Annotated in this window: 11 protein-coding genes and 2 pseudogenes; 11 read left to right on the top strand and 2 right to left on the bottom strand. The window is 37.1% G+C overall.

Annotated elements, in window-relative coordinates; all coding sequences use genetic code 11:
* The first annotated feature begins 18 nt into the window (after positions 1 to 18).
* The 5 genes and pseudogenes from ACIQLB_RS23675 (at position 19) to ACIQLB_RS23695 (ending at position 8,456) form a co-directional block, all read left to right on the top strand.
* Complete coding sequence (locus ACIQLB_RS23675) at positions 19 to 1,191, top strand: saccharopine dehydrogenase family protein (RefSeq protein WP_400731161.1); 1,173 nt, start codon at positions 19 to 21, stop codon at positions 1,189 to 1,191.
* 10 nt (positions 1,192 to 1,201) lie between these two features.
* Positions 1,202 to 2,395, top strand: a complete 1,194-nt coding sequence (locus ACIQLB_RS23680) for an acyl-CoA dehydrogenase family protein (RefSeq protein WP_400731162.1) — start codon at positions 1,202 to 1,204, stop codon at positions 2,393 to 2,395.
* A gap of 465 nt (positions 2,396 to 2,860) precedes the next feature.
* A pseudogene (locus ACIQLB_RS23685) lies at positions 2,861 to 5,746 on the top strand (collagenase); the annotation flags it as partial.
* Between the two features lie 12 nt (positions 5,747 to 5,758).
* Positions 5,759 to 6,091 (top strand): annotated as a pseudogene (locus ACIQLB_RS23690) (PPC domain-containing protein); the annotation flags it as partial.
* 271 nt (positions 6,092 to 6,362) lie between these two features.
* Complete coding sequence (locus ACIQLB_RS23695) at positions 6,363 to 8,456, top strand: beta-propeller domain-containing protein (protein ID WP_400731163.1); 2,094 nt, start codon at positions 6,363 to 6,365, stop codon at positions 8,454 to 8,456.
* 785 nt (positions 8,457 to 9,241) lie between these two features.
* Here the strand turns inward: ACIQLB_RS23695 and ACIQLB_RS23700 are convergent.
* Positions 9,242 to 10,642, bottom strand: a complete 1,401-nt coding sequence (locus tag ACIQLB_RS23700) for a polysaccharide deacetylase family protein (RefSeq protein ID WP_400731164.1) — start codon at positions 10,640 to 10,642, stop codon at positions 9,242 to 9,244.
* A 263-nt stretch (positions 10,643 to 10,905) separates the two neighbouring features.
* Between ACIQLB_RS23700 and ACIQLB_RS23705 the strand changes: the two genes are divergently transcribed.
* Both ACIQLB_RS23705 and ACIQLB_RS23710 read left to right on the top strand, forming a co-directional pair.
* Positions 10,906 to 11,658, top strand: a complete 753-nt coding sequence (locus ACIQLB_RS23705) for a threonine/serine exporter family protein (RefSeq protein WP_400731165.1) — start codon at positions 10,906 to 10,908, stop codon at positions 11,656 to 11,658.
* Between the two features lie 12 nt (positions 11,659 to 11,670).
* On the top strand, positions 11,671 to 12,138 hold the full coding sequence (locus tag ACIQLB_RS23710; protein WP_400731166.1) for a threonine/serine exporter family protein: 468 nt from the start codon (positions 11,671 to 11,673) through the stop codon (positions 12,136 to 12,138).
* Between the two features lie 83 nt (positions 12,139 to 12,221).
* Here the strand turns inward: ACIQLB_RS23710 and ACIQLB_RS23715 are convergent, their stop codons facing one another.
* Positions 12,222 to 14,243 carry an EAL domain-containing protein gene (locus ACIQLB_RS23715; protein ID WP_400731167.1) on the bottom strand — a complete coding sequence of 674 codons (2,022 nt, stop codon included), beginning with the start codon at positions 14,241 to 14,243 and terminating at the stop codon, positions 12,222 to 12,224.
* A gap of 390 nt (positions 14,244 to 14,633) precedes the next feature.
* Here ACIQLB_RS23715 and ACIQLB_RS23720 point away from each other — a divergent pair, with 390 nt between their 5' ends.
* The 4 genes from ACIQLB_RS23720 (at position 14,634) to ACIQLB_RS23735 (ending at position 18,776) form a co-directional block, all read left to right on the top strand.
* Complete coding sequence (locus tag ACIQLB_RS23720) at positions 14,634 to 14,870, top strand: EamA family transporter (RefSeq protein WP_400731168.1); 237 nt, start codon at positions 14,634 to 14,636, stop codon at positions 14,868 to 14,870.
* Positions 14,871 to 14,956: 86 nt separating this feature from the next.
* Positions 14,957 to 15,148: a hypothetical protein gene (locus tag ACIQLB_RS23725; protein WP_400731169.1), complete on the top strand. Its 192-nt coding sequence runs from the start codon at positions 14,957 to 14,959 to the stop codon at positions 15,146 to 15,148.
* 74 nt (positions 15,149 to 15,222) lie between these two features.
* Positions 15,223 to 16,944, top strand: coding sequence for an ABC transporter ATP-binding protein (locus ACIQLB_RS23730; protein WP_400731170.1), 1,722 nt, complete (start codon positions 15,223 to 15,225; stop codon positions 16,942 to 16,944).
* Complete coding sequence (locus tag ACIQLB_RS23735; RefSeq protein WP_400731171.1) at positions 16,944 to 18,776, top strand: ABC transporter ATP-binding protein; 1,833 nt, start codon at positions 16,944 to 16,946, stop codon at positions 18,774 to 18,776. The genes ACIQLB_RS23730 and ACIQLB_RS23735 overlap by 1 nt, the downstream gene beginning before the upstream one ends.
* The last annotated feature ends 181 nt before the right edge of the window (positions 18,777 to 18,957 follow it).

Consider the following 18,957-nt stretch of genomic DNA (forward strand, 5'->3'; position numbering starts at 1 on the left):
TGAAAGGGGATGTTCTTGATGAAAGTTGTTGTATTAGGTGCAGGTTTAATGGGGAAAGAGGTAGCTCGTGATTTAATAAAAAATAGCAAGGTGGAGTGTGTATTTTTAGGAGATATTGACGTGAGAATAGCGCAGAACTTTGTGGCCTCGTTAAATACAGACAAGATTGAGGTTGTAGAGCTTCATGCTGAGCGCGATGACTCGTTAATGGAAGTTATCTCAAAAGGCGATGTAGTCGTTAATGCATTATTCTATTCATTTAATGAGCGTGTAGCAAGAGCGGCAATCGCGGCTGGTGTTCATTCCGTGGATTTAGGTGGTCATATTGGCGGTGTAACAGAAAAAATATTAGATCTAGACGAAGAGGCAAAAGCAAAAGGTGTAACAATTATTCCGGACTTGGGTGTTGCTCCAGGTATGGTCAACATTTTAGCGGGGTACGGTGCATCGAAATTAGATGAGGTAGAATCTATTAAACTATTTGTAGGCGGTATTCCTACAGAGCCGAAGCCACCTCTGCACTATACGCGAGTATTTTCTCTAGATGGTGTCTTTGATCATTATACAGAGCCATCAAAAATGATTCAAAAAGGTAAACTTCAAGAAGTTCCATCGTTATCAGGTGTTGAACCTATTTATTTCAAAGATTTTGGTGTGCTTGAGGCATTTTATACATCTGGCGGTATATCGACATTGTATAAGACATTCCCAAATGTCCAAACATTAGAATATAAAACGATTCGTTATAAAGGACATGCAGAGAAATTTAAGCTATTAGCAGATTTAGGATTCCTCGATGCTAGTAATAAGGTAGAGGTAGAAGATCAGGAGGTTTCTGTGCGTCCAGTTGTTCGTGAGGCACTTAAAAAGAAACTTGAGCTTGGTACAAAACCAGATGCAGTACTGCTGCGTGTTATTGTAGCGGGTGAAAAAGCGCAACAACAAGTGACTTATGAGTACGAAATGGTCGTTCGTAAAGATATGACGATTAATGAAACGGCTATGGCTCGTGCAACAGCAAATACAATTTCTGTCGTTGCTCAAATGATTGGGGGAAATAAAATTACAGAGCGAGGAGTATTTGCACCTGAATCAGTTGTGCCGGGCGATACTTATATTGAAGAAATGGCTAAACGAGGTGTTGTTATTAAGGAGACGTCTCATACATCTGCAATGATCGTGAAATGGTAGGTGCTTAGTCATGAATTTCGAATTTACCGCTGAGCAGGAAATGCTACGTAAAACAGTGCGGCAGTTTGTGGATGCCGAGATTATTCCACATATTGCGAAGTGGGATGCTGAGGGTGGCTTCGATCCGAAGATTTGGTCAAGACTTGCTGAGCTAGGCTTAATGGGTGTTTGTGTACCAGAACAATACGGAGGCAGTGGGATGGATTACAATGCACTTGCCATCGTTTGTGAAGAACTGGAACGTGGAGACACAGCGTTTCGCACAGCTGTTTCCGTTCATATAGGCTTGAATAGTATGACTTTAATGCAATGGGGAACAGAGACTCAAAAACAGCAGTATCTTGTTCCACAGGCAAAAGGAGTTCGGATTGGGGCATTTGGTTTAACAGAGCCCGGAGCAGGGTCAGATGTAGCCGCAATGACTACCACCGCTGAAAGGGATGGAGATTTTTACGTGTTAAATGGACAGAAAACATGGATTTCCTTATGTGATATAGCTGACCATTTTATCGTTTTTGCCTACACGGATAAATCGAAGAAGCATCATGGCATTAGTGCATTTATCGTAGAGCGTTCCATGGCGGGCTTTACATCGAAGGCCATTAAAGGTAAATACGGTATTCGTGCTGGTAATACGGGTGAGCTCTTTTTTGAAGATCTACGTATACCTGTAGAGAATCGCCTTGGAGAAGAGGGAGAAGGCTTTAAAATTGCGATGTCTGCGTTAGATAATGGTCGTTTTACAGTAGCTGCAGGCGCTGTCGGTCTTATTCAAGCGTGTCTCGAGGCGAGTGTGAAATACTGCCATGAACGCAAAACATTTGGTAAACCTATTGGTGAGCACCAGCTAGTAGGGCAAATGATTGCCAAAATGGAAGCGGGCTATCAAATGAGTCGCCTACTTGTATATCGTGTTGGAGAGTTGAAAAACAAAGGTGTACGCAATACGCGCGAGACATCATTAGCAAAGTGGCAGGCTTGTGATTTTGCCAATACAGCTGCGGATGATGCTGTCCAAATTCATGGAGCATATGGTTATTCGGATGAATATCCAGTCGCTCGTTATTTACGTAACTCGAAAGCACCGGTTATCTACGAAGGCACGCGGGAGATTCATACAATTATGCAGGCTGACTATGTATTAGGAAAACGTCAAGATAAGTCATTGGCAAAAATGCTACCAAAATGGCCATTTGAAGAATAAGCTTTTATCAATGTATCTAAAGGAATAAAGAAAAAACTACCAAATAACAAACAATGTTGCGATTGTTTGTTTTTAGACTAGTAGGGGCACAATCAACAAAATATAAACTTGTACGCTAAGTAAAATTTCATAAAGAAAAAGCCGATTTCCTAAACTTTAAAGGAATAATCGGCTTTTTTACTGTTACGTTTTCTGTAGTGGACGTAGAGAGTCTAATGGTGCAATTGCTTTCCAGTTCGCTTTAACATTTAAAAAAGAATCCGAATTTCGGGTTCTTTTTTTGTTAAATAATGGTTTTATGGTCTAATTGTGTCTTAGTGTTCAAATCGTGCAAGAAAATATTTCTAAATATAACATTTTATATTGCTTTATTCACATAATATGTTATTTTTTAAATGGGCAATATAGTTCCAAATAATCAATATATTACCATTCGATGAAGGTAGTACTATAGGAGGACTTGTTATGAAAAAGAAATTAAAACTCAATCAAGTGTTAATTGGGATTGGTACAATGGCACTGTCATTAGGAGCGTTACAAGCAGAAGCATCAGCAGCAGAAAAAACGCCTTATAATGTATTGCAAATGAAGCCTGTTGGCATAGGAACTCTGAATGATGAAATTGCACATTCTACAACGGCTGATGAAACATTATCATTTGAAAAACGTTTGGAAATGGGAGATTTTTCGGAACACCCAGCTCCAACTATAAAACTTTCTGAAACGAAGCAATTGCAGGAAAAGTACTCGATGGCAGAGCTTAATATAATGAGCGATAGTGAGCTAATTGATACGCTAGGAAATATTCGCTGGTATCAAATTACAGACCTATTCCAATTCAATGATGAAACAAAAGCTTTTTATCAAAATAAAGAACGCATGCAAGTTATTATCAATGAATTGGGGAAAAGAGGAAGTTCTTTTACGAAAGATGATTCAAAGGGTATTGAAACATTTGTTGAGCTATTGCGTTCTGCTTTTTATGTAGGGTTTTATAATAAGGAACTAGGTTATTTAAACGAGAGAAGTTTCCATGATAAGTGTTTACCAGCATTAAAGGAAATGGCTAAGAATCCGAACTTTAAACTTGGTACAGATGAGCAAGATAAAGTGGCATCCGCCTATGGGAAATTAATAGGTAATGCTTCTAGTGATGCAGAAATAGTTCAGTATGCTGCGAAGATTTTAAAACAGTATAACGAAAATCTCTCTACATATGAAAGCGATTCTTTAAAAGGGCAAGCTATATATGATTTAATACATGGGATTGATTATGACTTGCAGTCGTACTTGCATGAGACACGTAAAGAAGCTAATACAACGATATGGTATGGAAAGATTGATAGTTTCATAAATGAAGTGAATAAAATTGCTCTTATACATAATGTAACAGATAACAATAGTTGGTTAATCAATAATGGCATTTATTATGCAGGGCGTTTAGGAAAATTCCATAGTAATCCGGATAAAGGTTTAGAAGTCGTCACACAAGCGTTGCATATGTATCCATATTTAAGTGAAGCTTATTTTGTGGCAGTAGAGCAACTTACTACAAATTATGGTGGAAAAGATTATAGTGGAAATACAGTAGATTTACAGAAAATACGTGAAGAAGGAAAGAAGCAGTATTTACCGAAAACATATACATTTGATGATGGATCAATTGTATTTAAGACGGGAGAAAAAGTAACAGAAGACAAAATTCAAAGATTATACTGGGCTGCAAAAGAAGTAAAAGCACAGTATCATCGTGTAATTGGGAATGATAAAGCATTAGAACCAGGCAATGCTGACGATGTATTAACAGTTGTAATTTATGACTCTCCAGATCAATATCGAATAAATCGTCAATTGTATGGGTATGAAACAAATAATGGTGGTATTTATATCGAAGAGAAGGGAACGTTCTTTACGTATGAACGTACACCGGAGCAAAGTATTTATAGTTTAGAAGAGTTGTTCCGCCATGAATTTACACATTATTTACAGGGAAGATACGAGGTTCCTGGTTTATTCGGAACAGGAGATATGTATCAAAATGAACGACTAACATGGTTCCAGGAAGGAAATGCAGAATTCTTTGCTGGGTCAACACGTACAAATGATGTAGTTCCACGTAATAGTATTATTAGTGGATTATCATATGAACCATCACAACGCTACACAGCTGAACAAACAATGTTTGCAAAATATGGATCATGGGATTTTTATAACTATTCATTTGCACTACAGTCTTATATGTATAATCATCAATTTGATGCATTTGTTAAGATTCAAGATTTAATTCGTGCGAACGATGTGAAAAATTATGATGCGTATCGCGACGTATTAAGTAAAGATCCACAACTGAATACGGAATACCAAGCGTATATGCAGCAATTGATTGATAATCAAGAAAAATACGAGGTGCCACAAGTATCAGAAGATTATTTAGTGGAACATGAACCAAAAGCGTTAAATGAAGTAGTACAAGAAATTGCCGATGTTGCTAACGTAAAAGATGCAAAAATTACAAAACATAAGTCTCAATTTTTTAATACATTTACTGTCGAAGGTACGTATGTAGGTAGTGAAACAAAAGGTGAATCTAAAGACTGGAAAACGATGAGTGAACAAGTGAACCAAGTACTGGACCAACTGTCGCAAAAAGAGTGGAGCGGCTATAAAACAGTGACAGCGTATTTTGTAAACTACCGTGTGAATGCAGCAAACCAGTTTGAATATGATATTGTTTTCCATGGCGTTGCGACGGATGATGGAGAAAATCAAGCACCTATTGTAAACATGAATGGTCCATATAATGGAATTGAAAATGAAAAAATCCAGTTCAAGAGCGATGGTTCAAAAGATAAGAATGGAGAAATAGTTTCTTACCTTTGGGATTTTGGTGATGGAAAAACAAGTAAAGAGGCAAACCCTACTCATGTATACGAAAAAGAAGGCACATATAATGTGACATTAACAGTGAAAAATGATAAGGGAATAGAAAGTAAGGATCATGCAATTGTAACTGTACGGAAGGGAGCACAAACAGAGAATAATCATCCAAAAGAAGCGAAGATAATTCCATTTAATACGCCCCTAAAAGGTAGTTTGATTGATGATAATGATACGGATGTATACACATTCGATGTTACGTCTCCGGAAGAAATAGATATTTCTGTCGTAAATGAAAATCAAATTGGAATGACATGGGTGCTTTATCATGAGTCGGATATGCAAAACTACGTATCATTTGGACAGGAAGATGGAAATAGTATAAAAGGTAAACTTACTGCGGAACCAGGAAAGTATTATTTATATATTTATAAATTTGATAATGAAAATGGGACATATACAGTAAATGTACAGAATGAAGCAAAAACAGATATAGAACCAAATAATCGTCCAGAAGAAGCGAATATGATTCCATTTAATATGCCCCAAAAAGGTAGTTTGATTGATGATGATCATACGGATGTATACACATTCAATGTTACGTCTCCAAAAGAAATAGATATTTCTGTCGTAAATGAAAATCAAATCGGAATGACATGGGTGCTTTATCATGGGTCTGATATGCAAAATTACGCATCCTATGGACAGGAGGATGGAAATAATATAAAAGGTAAATTTACTGCGGAACCAGGAAAGTATTATTTATATATTTATAAATTTGATAATGAAAACGGGACATATACAGTAAAAGTACAATAATTATATTTTTAAGCGTATACGAAAGTTTTAGTTTCAGTAGTAGAGGCTGATCTGATATATATAATGCATAATCATATATCTAGTGCCTAACCATAAAAAGAGCAGCAGTTAACGTAGAATACATTAGCTATTGCTCGTAATTATAGTCTATATAAGCCGAGAGGGATTCACTTCCTCTCGTTTTTTACTGAGAAAAAATTCAGAATAATGTAACTTTTTTATTCTTTAGCAGTCTAATTAATAAACAAATTTATGAAGGGTAGGTAAATTAATGAAAAATAAGTGGATAGCAATTTTACTCATTACCGTACTAGCTATTTTGCCAGGAATTTTTATGTTGATGTCGGTCCCAAAAGTAGAGGCACAGACTGCAAGTGCGAGTATGACAACTCATAGCTGGCAAGTATCCTTTACTAAGACACTAAATGAAAACAAAATAACGGAAGACAATGTTTACGTAACAAATAGCAAAGATCAAAAGGTGTCGGCAACAGTAACATTGGGAGAAGATAAAAAGATAATGATCGTAAACGATTTAGCACCTGGAAGCTATAAATTACATGTGAATAAAGAAGCGTTTGTACTAGGTGGACCTAAAACAATATCGCAAGAAATAGCGTTTACCATCATTGAAAAGCTTGAAGCTGTAAAATCAGAAAAAGAGCTACAACAATATTTCGAAGCACTTTTAGCTAACTCACAAAAAGAACTGAACTATGAAGCAACCGCAGAAATTGCAAAGAGCGAAGACAAAGCGAGTGTAGACAATTCCTCTACAACGAATAATCAAGTCGAAGGAGTGGAAGAAGGAGATATTGTCGTTGTCAAAGATGGCTTTATTTATGCTGTAAAAGATCATGGCATTACTGTAGTAGATGCTAAAGATCCGAAAAATTTAAAGCTAGCGACAACAATCAAGCTGAAGGAGTCACAGTATATTTCGAAGTTAGCATTATATGATCATTTATTAATAGCGATTGGGGATGAATATTTAGAAAAAGTAGGCACAAGCATGTCGACAGCTACTTTGTATGATATTTCAAACCCAAAGAATCCGAAGCTCATACGTGAAGTGGGGCAAGAGGGGTATTTACAAGATATTCGAATTACAAATGGCACATTATATTTAATCGGTAATATGTATCCGAATTATTGGATGCTTAGAGAGCAAAAAACGCCGGATTTAAAACCGAAAACATTTGATAGTGTAGAAGGAAAAGAATATAAGAGCTTACCTCTAGAGAAAATTTCTATTTTACCAAATACAATGGATGGAACATATAGTTTAATTACAGCAGTGGATTTAAAAAATGGTGCAAAGACAACTGCGAATACTAAGGGATACTTAGGTGGTAGTAGTGGGCTTTATATGTCGGAGAATGCACTTTATTTAACAACACCAATTTATGATGGAAGCCCAGTGCCTACTGCAGGTCGCATTATGGATATGATTTGGATACCAAGAACAACTGATACACAAGTTTTTAAATGGAATATTGATGGAACTGCCATGAATTTTGTAGGTACTACGGAAGTAAAAGGTTCAGTGTTAAATCAATATTCAATGGATGAATATAAAGGCAATTTCCGCATCGTTACAACTGAAGGAAATGCGTGGGATGAACAAAAAATATCACGAAACCACCTATTTATTTTAGATAAAAATTTACAAGAGCTCGGTGCAGTAAAAGATTTAGCTCCTGGTGAAAAAGTGTATTCTGCACGCTTTATGGGCGAAAAAGCATATGTGGTAACATTTAAGCAAGTGGATCCATTATTTGTTATTGATGTCGCAAATCCGAAAAAGCCAACTGTGCTAGGTGAGCTAAAGATTCCAGGCTTTAGTAACTATTTACATCCATTAGACGATACACATTTAATTGGCATTGGCTATGATACCGAGGAACGCTATGATGCATATTCGAAGCGTAATTTTACGGTTACAACAAATATGAAAATGTCACTGTTTGATGTTTCAGATTTCAAAAATCCAAAGGAACAATCAACAGTAAAAATCGGTGGAAAAGGCTCGTACTCCGAAGTTCAATACAATCCTAAAGCGCTATTCCGCAATAAGGAATACCATTACTTTGGTGTCCCAGTTGTCCTTTATGATGCAGGGAAGGGTGATGAAATCGTCTACAAAGGTCAAGGCGCACTAATCTATGAAATCACTGCGGATAAAGGAATCGTACTAAAAGGAAATATCGTTAATAAAAGCGCGGGCGATGAGTATGAAAGTTGGGAGCAGCGTGTACAGCGAGTAGTCTATATAGATGACGCTCTTTACACAGTAGCTAGCAATGAAGTGAAGAGCTATCAGCTAAAAGACTTCACACCGCTTGACACGTTAACAATTAAGTAAGAAAAAAGTCCAATGAACTCAATCTTTGAGATTATTGGACTTTTCATGTTGTTGAAAACTATTATGTTAATGAATTTAAGTGTCATAGTATATAAAGCTTGGCTCTTTGGCAAAATGAGGGGTTGATTTCCGTTCCGACTGGGCGCGTCCGATGAGCCGCTTTTGTTGTTGCTGTCGCTTCGCTGCAGGGTCTCATCTGTGACGCTGATCCCCAAGTAGTTGTCCATAGCAGAGAAAAACTGGAATTGTTCCGATAAAACGAGAAAATATTCCGATAAAAGCTAAAATTGTTCCGATAAAATGAGATTTTGTTCCGATAAATCTTCAAAAACTGTGCGTGAATCCTTTTACTTTATTATGTTGCCCAGTCTCCACTCCAATCAACCAATTCATTTAGTAAGTATCTTTTAGCATTTCACTCTTTAATTTATAGTGATAAAATGCAAAAGCATAAAGCACCGTAATTAAATGTTTTAGGTGCGCAGCAGATGTACAATAACATTCTCTATTCTGATTGATTATGGTGAGTGGCATAACTTTCACCTTTAACATTAAATTAAATTTATAATAGTTCTACGTTATTGCTGATTGGAGTGGAAGGCTACTCGACTCCCGTGGGAAGCGGCTCGACGCTCGCCCACAGGAAAGCGAGTAGCCTGGAACGGAAATCACCCACATTTAAAGTGCCACAACATTCACAAAGATTTACTTAACTATTTTGTTTATCAACACAAAAAAGTCCAATAAACTCAACATTGAGTTTATTGGACTTTTTCTTTGATTAGTTATTTTTGACGATATGGAAGAATTTCTGATACTGTAACGAATTCATAGCCCTGCCCTTGTAAATAAGCAAGCACAGAATCAAGACCATCGGCAGTCGATTGATGAATATCATGCATTAAGACAATGGCGTTATTGTGTAAATTATTTTTAACATTAGGTAGCAACTGTTGTGCATTGCGATACTTCCAGTCTAACGTATCGATCGTCCATAAAACAACAGGAACTGGAATTTGAGCGTTAATCGCATCGTTTGTTGCACCGTATGGTGGTCTAAATACAGTTGGCTTTTGATTAATGGCCTTTTCTATCTCCGTAACTGTAGATGTGTATTGATTCACTGCCGAATCTAGTGGCAGTTTTGTCAATACAGGATGGTTCCATGAATGATTACCTATTTCATGTCCTCGTGCAAGTACGTCTCTTGCGATATCAGGGTAATATTGGACACGACTACCGAGCATAAAGAAGGTAGCTTTTGCATGATATTTATCAAGCGTATCTAAAATCTGTTCTGTAACCTTTGGATGTGGGCCATCATCAAAAGTTAAGGCAATACGTTTTTTGTTTGGATCACCTGTATTAATTGGCTTCGTCGGCTTTTCCATAGCAATTTGGAAATCAGAGGCTAACAACGGATTGATAAGTGAAAGGGGAAGCTTCACAATTGGTGAACCAGCTGCTCCGCTAGCAATCTCATACTCATCAAAATAGAATTGTAACGAATCATCAATGATAGCAAAGCGATTGAAGTTAGACCACTTCGGTTCAGTTGACTTTATTAAATCATCCTTGAAAAGCTCATCCTTTAACTTGAGGTTTTGTTGTAAGTCATTACGTACATGAGTAGCTAATGCTGTTAAGTTGTTTTCATCGTTGTTCAACAATGTTTTAATGGAAATTAGTTTACCAGTTTCATGATTGATGAAGAATGTTTTTGTTGAAACCTCGGGATTGGCTCCGCCTGTATACAGCATTTTTGTTAGTACAAAAGAATAGTATTGTTTTTGATATGGGAAAGTTTCCAAACTAATATTAAGCTCACCCATTACCTCTTTATCTTTATTTTCTTTCATAGATGACAGATAGTTTTCTTTTGAATCCGTTATGTACTGTAATACAGCATCGTTAAAAGCTTTATTATCTGTTTCTGGATAGTGAATAGCAAAAGGAGTTCGCTTATCATTAGAAACATCTGTTACAATACGTATACCTGGAAACGCAGAGCTTTCTGTGGATAGATTACTCGTTATTGAATCTGTCTCTTTTGAGGCACTAATTTTTTGAAACTTAAAGTCATCCTTTGATAGGATAATAACTAAAATAATAGTCGTTAATGTAATGATAAGGCCAATTAATAGGAAATCAATCATTGGGCCGCGTCTTTTTCTGCGTTCCGGCATTTTGATGGATACGCTCCTTTCCATATTTATTTTTCTATACAATCAGACGTGTTAGTCATTGAAAAAGTTATATGAATCTACGAAGTTTTGCTATTAATTTATGGGAAACCAATCTTCATAAATAAATTACCCATTAGCTTACCATTTCTAACTTATGATAACCAAAGTACTTTGGTTAAAAGTTAAAAAATTTTTTTGTTGAGTTTTTATTTGCAGTTCGATACTATTGGCAAGGAACCTTTTAAAGGAGGCAGATAACTGTAATGGTTTTACATGAAGTGGATAATGAATTTACGATTGACTGCTTATTGCTTGCAGGTCGAATTATGATTGAAAGTGGTGCAGAAACATATCGTGTGGAGGATACAATGCTACGCATGGCACATTCTCAAAATATGCTAGATGCGCAATGTTATGCTACACCTACAGGGATCATTTTTTCGTTAGGCAAGACACAGCCGACGAGAATTACATCGATTTCCAACAGGGTAACAGATTTACAAAAAATAGCCTTGGTAAATTCAGTATCTCGGAGACTCACATCTCACATGATAACACTAGAAGACGCTTATGACGAGCTAAAGTCGATACAAAAAACAAATTATTTTTTACCAACATATATTCAAGTCATAGCAGCGGCTCTTGCGAGTGGTTGTTTCCTTATAATGTTTAAGGGGGGATGGTCTGATTTCCTGTTTGCCTGTTTGGCAGGAGGGTTAGGCTTCCTAGTGCTTTTATTGATAAATGACTTAACAAAAGTGAAATTTTTCTCAGAATTTACAGCTTCATTAGTAGTAGGATCGATTGCTGTCTTTTCAGTGAAATATGGCCATGGTACGGAAATAGATAAAATTGTTATTAGCTCCGTTATGCCACTGGTACCAGGTATTTTGATCACGAATGCAGTTCGGGATTTAATAGCAGGTCATTTTATCTCAGGGATGGCAAAGGGCGTAGAGGCCTTTTTAACAGCTTTTGCAATTGGTGCAGCTATTGCCGTCACTCTATCGTTTTAGGAGGCAGATGACATGGACTATATCATACAGTTGATTCTTAGCTTTTTTGCGACTGCAGGTATCGCAATTATTTTTAATGTACCTAGAAAAACCCTAATTTATTGTGGTTTTGTTGGGGTAGTAGGATGGATGATTTACTTCGTCCTAACAGAGCATGGCATGGATATAGTAAATGCCTCATTCTTTAGCTCTTTCGTAATTGCTATCGTTTCTCATTTGTATGCTCGACGCTTCAAAATGCCGATGATTATTTTTATTGTTGGTGGTATTATCCCGTTAGTTCCGGGAGGCATGGCTTATAATGCAATGAGAAATGTTGTAGAGGATGATTATATACAAGGGCTACAGTATGGATTAAAGGCATTTTTAATTACAGGTGCTATCGTTATAGGACTTGTATTTGCAGAGGTGCTTATACAGCTTATTTTCCGTTCTGTACGTAACGGTAAGGCGACATTCCAAAAGGTCTACAAGAAATAAGGCTCTACGTCAAATGTAGGCGGATAGAATAACTATAAAGAAGGAGGTTACGTTCTTAAACGTAGCCTCCTTTTTTAAATTAACTATTTAACTAGTAGTGCTTCAATTTCCTCTGAATGAATTGGTTTACTAATATAGTAACCCTGAATTGCATCACAGCCATAAGAAATCAAAAGATCTGCTTGTTCAGCAGTTTCAACACCTTCTGCTACAACTTTAAGTTCCATAGATTTTCCGAGTTGCACCATACCGTTCATTAGCTTTTGGGTTTTTTCAGATTTTAATAAAGAACTTGTAAATGCTTTATCGATTTTTAATGTATCTATTGGTAGAATTTGCATATATCTAAATGAACCATATCCGGTACCGAAATCATCTAGTATAAAGGCGATACCTTCATTTTCAAGCTTACGCATTTGCTGTGTGATAAAGGTAGCAGCTTCTGCTTCTAGGGCAAATTTCTCTGTAATTTCGATTTGAATAAGGCTTGCAGGACAGCCAGTTTTCGCTAACGTTTCAAGAATTGACTTTGCCATGTTTTTATCACGGAATTCGCGTACAGAAGAGTTAATGGATACTTTTAAATCAAGACCAGCTTTTTTCCAGATTAGTGCTTGTTCACAAGCTTTTTCTAACATAAAGGAACCAATATTATTAATGAGACCAGTTTCCTCAGCAATTGGAATAAGTTCATCTGGTGAAACAACGCCTATTACTTCATCTTCCCAACGAACTAGTGCTTCTACAGCTGTAATTTTACCTGAAGTAACATCAATTTGTGGCTGATAGAGGACTTTTAAGTTTTTTTGGTCAAGAGCTTGAAGTAAACGTTTTTCAATCAAAGCTTTACGATTTAATGCCTTATGTGTTGCTTTTGATAGTGAGACGATTTTATCGCCACCTGCTTCACGGACAGTTGTAATAGTAGCAATGGATGCCTTCATGAGTTGGGAGAATGTAGTTTGATCCTCTGGATAACGTGTAATTCCGCCACTAATAGAAATAGGGACCGCAACATTACTGTTATAAATTGGATGTTGTTGTAAGTAAGACAGGAAGCCTTGAATAAACCATTCACTTAATGGTGTAATCACGACAAAATCATTTTCATTAATACGTGCCATTGTGCTATCTTGGAAGTACATTTTTATACGCTTGGTAAACTCTACAATAAGACTTTGATCGATTTGCTGATCATGTAACTCTTTTAACGTATAAAATTTATCTATACTTAAATAGACAAAAGAGAAGTTTCTTTCTTCCTCAATCATTTTGGAAATCACCTTTTCAAGTCGGTGTGCATTCATGAGGCCTGTTTCTGTATCGATATAAGCGATTTTTTCAAGCTGATGTTGTATGCTCTTGGACTTCGTGATATCCTTTTCAATTAAAAAAAATTGCTGCTCATTCGTTTCAAGATTAAATGTAGGGATAGCTGTTAGAAGTACCCAATATGACTGACCTGTTTTTGTAATTTTTTCGACTTCACCTTGCCACGTATAGCCATTGTTTAAATTACGCCAGATAGTATTTGTGATCTTTTCACTTTCTTTATTTTCAGGGAACAGCTGCCAAAACGTTTTACCAATAACGCGTTTTGGTGTCCATTGACTTGTTTTTAGAAATTCAGCATTACATTCTAAAATGAACCCATCATGATCAAGTGTTATTGTCATAAATGTCGAGTCTAATCCCTGTTTTAAGTCTACGAGAGTGCTGCTACTTGAGACAGAATTAATCATTAATTCTGGTAGCATAAACATCATAAGAATGAAACGCTCTCCTTGTTCAGTAAATGGATTAGCTAGCAGCGCTGTTGTAATTTCTTCATTTGTATATGTGTTCAGTTGAATTTGATTGATATACGTGCGGTCATCATTTTGTAAAAGGGTTTGAAACTTTTCTAACGAAAGCTGACGTAGTAAATTTTCGTGAATAAATGAAGCGGTATGTTCTTTAGTAGTAGTAGCTGAAAAACCAAATAGCTGTTCAGCAAGTTTTCCCAATTTTATAGCTTGTCCATCTTGATTCATGACAATTGCTGGAAATGGGAGTGAATTTAAATAATGTTCATCAATCGTAAATGATTTATGCATATGACTCATGATTTTTCGATCTCCTTGAGTAATCTATATATACTATTATTATAGTTAATTATCAGGAATTAGTCATTATGAATATGATTGTAAATATTTGATAATGAAAGATTTTGGGACTTTTTTAGTGAAAAATAAGTGAATAATTGATTAAAAATAACATTATTTAGTATTTATATAGGGAATGGGAATTGTATGAAACAATTAAATGGAATGGTATTTATCGTCTCTGGTGCGATGTTATGGGGTGCAACTGACCTTTAGTGGGGTGGTTACTCAACCATCCGCCATTGACAGTATAATATTTCTTACATATTGATTGTTAACTAGAAAAGATTTTTTCGGCATTTGGAAACAAAAACTATGGAGTAGACAACTTTTTGTATTCGGGTAGCAGGAATGTTGGGCGTACAGTTTGCTTTTGTGGCCGCAATCAAAGAAAGTAATGCTGTATTTGCTACCTTATTACAGTTTTTAGCACCGATATTTGTTGTTGCTTATGTCTCTCTTAGTTTAAAGAAATGCCCACCGAAATATCAAGTGTTAGGAATTATTGGTACACTTATAGATCTTTTCCTCCTACTAACGAACGCTTCATTTGACGCTTTGTTAGTTAGTAGCAAAGACTTATTATGAGGAGTAGTTGTTGGTCTTACGTTAGCCTTCTACACATAGTACCCTGCACGTTTGATGAAAGATTGGCGTGTACTACGTGTTGTCGGTTGGGGAATGCTTATAGGAGGATTTACATTACATCAGTTGAGACAAGTATCCTTTCTAGTATTGAACCGCTAACAGCAATGGTTATTTCAGTTATCGTGTTTGGTACATCGTTAGGTTATTGGCAATTAGTTGGTGTATTCGTTATGTTTGTTTGTATAACGTGGCTTTCTGTAGGTGGAGGAAAAGCATAAAAATACTATCTATATAGGAGTTTTTCACTATATTTGAATTTTATGGAACTTCTTTAAGAACAAGGGGGAAGAATGTGAAAGAAATTTTTTCCTATGTAAAGCCTTATAAATGGACTGCATTAATTGCGTTTTGTTTAATGCTGGTGGAATTGTTTGTGGAGCTCGCCCAGCCACTTATTATGGCTAAAATCATAGATGATGGAGTACGAGCTCAAAATCAAGGGATGATTTGGCAATGGGGAATTGTTTTACTTGCCTTATCCTTCGTAGCCTTTATAGCAGGTGTCGTAAATTCATATTTTTCATCGCATACAGCACAGAGTTTCTCCTATGATTTACGAAATGCATTGTTTGAAAAGATACAATCCTTTACATTAGCTACTTATCAAAAATTCTCAACGGCTTCTCTTATTACAAGGTTAACGAATGATGTGACGCAAGTTCAGACAGTGCTGTTTATGAGTTTGCGTATTATGCTTCGTGCACCACTAGCCGTTGTTGGTAGCATCGTTATGGCTTTTATTGTAAATGCTAAACTAGCGTTGTTTTTAGTTATTGGTGCACCGATTATTTTGATCTTTCTTATTTTTATGGTGGCAAAAGGCGTGTCTTATTTTGGACTTGTGCAAAAGAGAATTGATCGTTTGAATCGTGTACTGCAGGAAAATTTACAGGCTATTCGATTAGTGAAGGCTTATTTACGCGGTGCATATGAAGCCTCTCGTTTTGATGAAGTTGCCTCACGCTTAAAAATAGATACTGTAAAGGCTCTACGCACAATGGAGTATATTATGCCTGTACTGTTATTCATCATGAATATGAGTTTACTTGCAGTGCTGTGGTTTGGAACGAAGCAAATAGCTGCAGGTACATCACCACTTGGAGATGTTGTTGCCATCGTCAATTATGCCATGCGCATGACAGGCTCGTTCTCGATGTTTGCCTTTATTATTATTTTTTATGCGCGGGCAAAAGCCTCAGCAGAGCGTATGGCAGAAGTTCTTTCAACTGAAAATGAGATTGAGATACCGTCATCTTCAGAGAAAATATCTAATGGCATGAGTTTTGGAGAATTAGCTTTTGACCATGTGAGCTTTACTTATCCTGGGGAAGACTCGCCTGTCCTCTCCGATGTAAGTTTCCGAGTGAAATCGGGTGAAAAGTTAGCCATTATGGGAGCAACAGGTGCAGGGAAATCTACGTTGCTACAGCTTATTCCTCGTTTCTATGATGTCACAGAAGGCAAAATAGTAGTAGAGGGGAAAGATGTACAGCAATGGGATTTACAAGAACTGCGCGAAATCATCGGCTATGTTCCACAACAATCTTTATTATTTACAGGAAGCATTGCTGATAATGTTCGTTGGGGCGATGCAGAGGCTGAAATGGATGCGGTGCTACAAGCTACAATGCAAGCGCAAATCCATACTTCTGTGGAGGATTTCCCGAACGGTTACGAGACAAGAGTCGGTCAGAAGGGTGTCAATCTTTCAGGTGGTCAAAAACAAAGATTATCGATTGCGAGAGCGTTATTAAGAAAAGGGCATATATTAATGCTTGATGATAGTACAAGTGCGCTTGATGTTAAAACGGAGCAGGCACTATGGGAGGCATTGAGTGAAGAACAAGCAACGATGCTAGTGGTCACTCAAAAGATTCGGACAGCTAGAGGTGCTGATCGCATCTTACTCATTGATGCAGGAAAAGTGGTAGCATACGGGACGCATGAAGAGCTTTTGCAAACTTCAGCGCTCTATAAAAAAATCGCAATCTCCCAACAGGAGGTGGAGGAATAATGGGATTTTTCCAAAAACCTTTTGGCTATGAGCCGATTTTGACGAAAGATGATATGAAGCAGGCTGTTAAGAAAAAGAAGGGACCTCGTGCGACAAATTGGAAAAGTACACTACTACGTTTATGGAAAATAGTTGATGAACAACGTGTACTATTAATTATTGTGCTGTTACTTGTCTTGGCAAGTTCCCTTTTGGCTCTCCTTGGTCCGTATTTAATCGGTAAAATGATTGACATGTACGTAACGCATGGAGAGCTTGCAGGACTAGAGAAGGGGATTATGCTGTTAATCGGCATTTATGCTCTATTAGCTGTATCGTTATTTTTGCAAAACTATTGGATGATCGGTATTGCTCAACAAACCATTTATAGATTACGAACGAGTGTATTTGCTCATTTCCAAAGACTGCCGATTGCCTTTTTCGATCGCCGTCAACATGGGGAATTAATGAGTCGGATGACGAATGATATTGAAGCAGTTAGCTCAACATTAAATAGCTCCTTTATCCAAGTGTTTTCTAGTGTAGTAACATTGACGGGAACAGTGATCATCATGCTAAGCTTAAGTCCTTTACTAACAGTAATAACGATGATGATTATACCGATTATGTTTTGGGCGATGCGTTGGATCACACGGAGAACCGCACCGTTATTTAAGGAACAGCAAGCGGCTATAGGAGCTTTGAATGGCATGATTGAAGAAACAATTTCGGGCCAGAGAATCGTGAAAGCTTTCTCACAAGAGGAACGAATGAAAGAGGAGTTTCGCGAGAAAAGTTTACGCTTAAAAAGTACTGGCTTTTGGGCACAGACATACTCTGGTTATATTCCAAAGGTCATGAACTTTTTAAACAATATGAGCTTTACAATTGTAGCTGGTATTGGCGGCATACTTGCTTTTTATGGGCATGTGTCAATCGGAGTAATTGTTATTTTTACAGAATACGCAAGGCAATTTACACGACCGTTAAATGATTTGGCCAATCAATTTAATACCGTGCTGTCAGCGATTGCTGGTGCTGAGCGTGTATTTGCGTTACTGGATGAACAGCCTGAAGAGGAAGCTGCTTCAGCGCAGAAGCATAAGCTACTAGGACAGGTGAGCTTTCAACATGTGTACTTTAAATATGAGCAAGCAGAGGAAGCTTACATTTTGAAGGACATTAATTTTAACGTGGAGCCCGGACAAACGGTAGCTCTTGTTGGGGCAACTGGCGCAGGAAAAACAACGATCTTGCAGCTTATTGCAAGATTTTATGAGGGTTCAAAGGGTGAGGTTTTATTTGATGGTGTAAACGTTCAACAAATAGAACGGCAAGCATTGCGCGCACAAATGGCCTTTGTGTTGCAGGATCCGTTTTTGTTTGAAGTATCTGTACGTGAAAATATTCGTTATGGTCGATTAGATGCTAGTGATGAAGAGATAGAAGAAGCCTCGAAGCGTGCAAATGCACATGACTTTATCATGACGCTAAAGGATGGCTATGACACTGTACTTGCCGCAGATGGCAGCGGAATTTCGCAAGGTCAAAAGCAGTTATTATCAATTGCACGAGCTTTGATTGCTGACCCGAAAATTTTGTTGTTGGATGAGGCGACGAGTAGTATTGATACTGTTACGGAGCTTGCGATTCAAGAGGCTCTCGATGTGTTAATGCAGGGACGCACAAGTTTTGTTATTGCTCACCGTTTAAATACAGTGCACAATGCTGATATTGTGCTTGTTATGCACAAAGGTGAGTTAGTCGAAGCAGGCCCTCAACAAAAATTAATGGAATCTGGTGGCATCTATGCGCAGATGTTACAATCTTCATCCCATCATCTTGATGAGTAAGTTGAAAGTAGCGATGTAAGTGTCAATCACATTCCTCAAACATAAGAAAGAGCGATTTCAAAATTCTTGGGATTGCTCTTTTTTTAGGTTCTATAATATTTCTTGGGGTATTCATACAATTTCGCGCATAAAAAAAGCACAGATTCACTGATTTATATATACTTGAATTGTCGAGAAACAA

The organism is Lysinibacillus sp. NPDC092081 (assembly GCF_044755845.1).
In the GTDB taxonomy this organism is placed as follows: domain Bacteria; phylum Bacillota; class Bacilli; order Bacillales_A; family Planococcaceae; genus Lysinibacillus.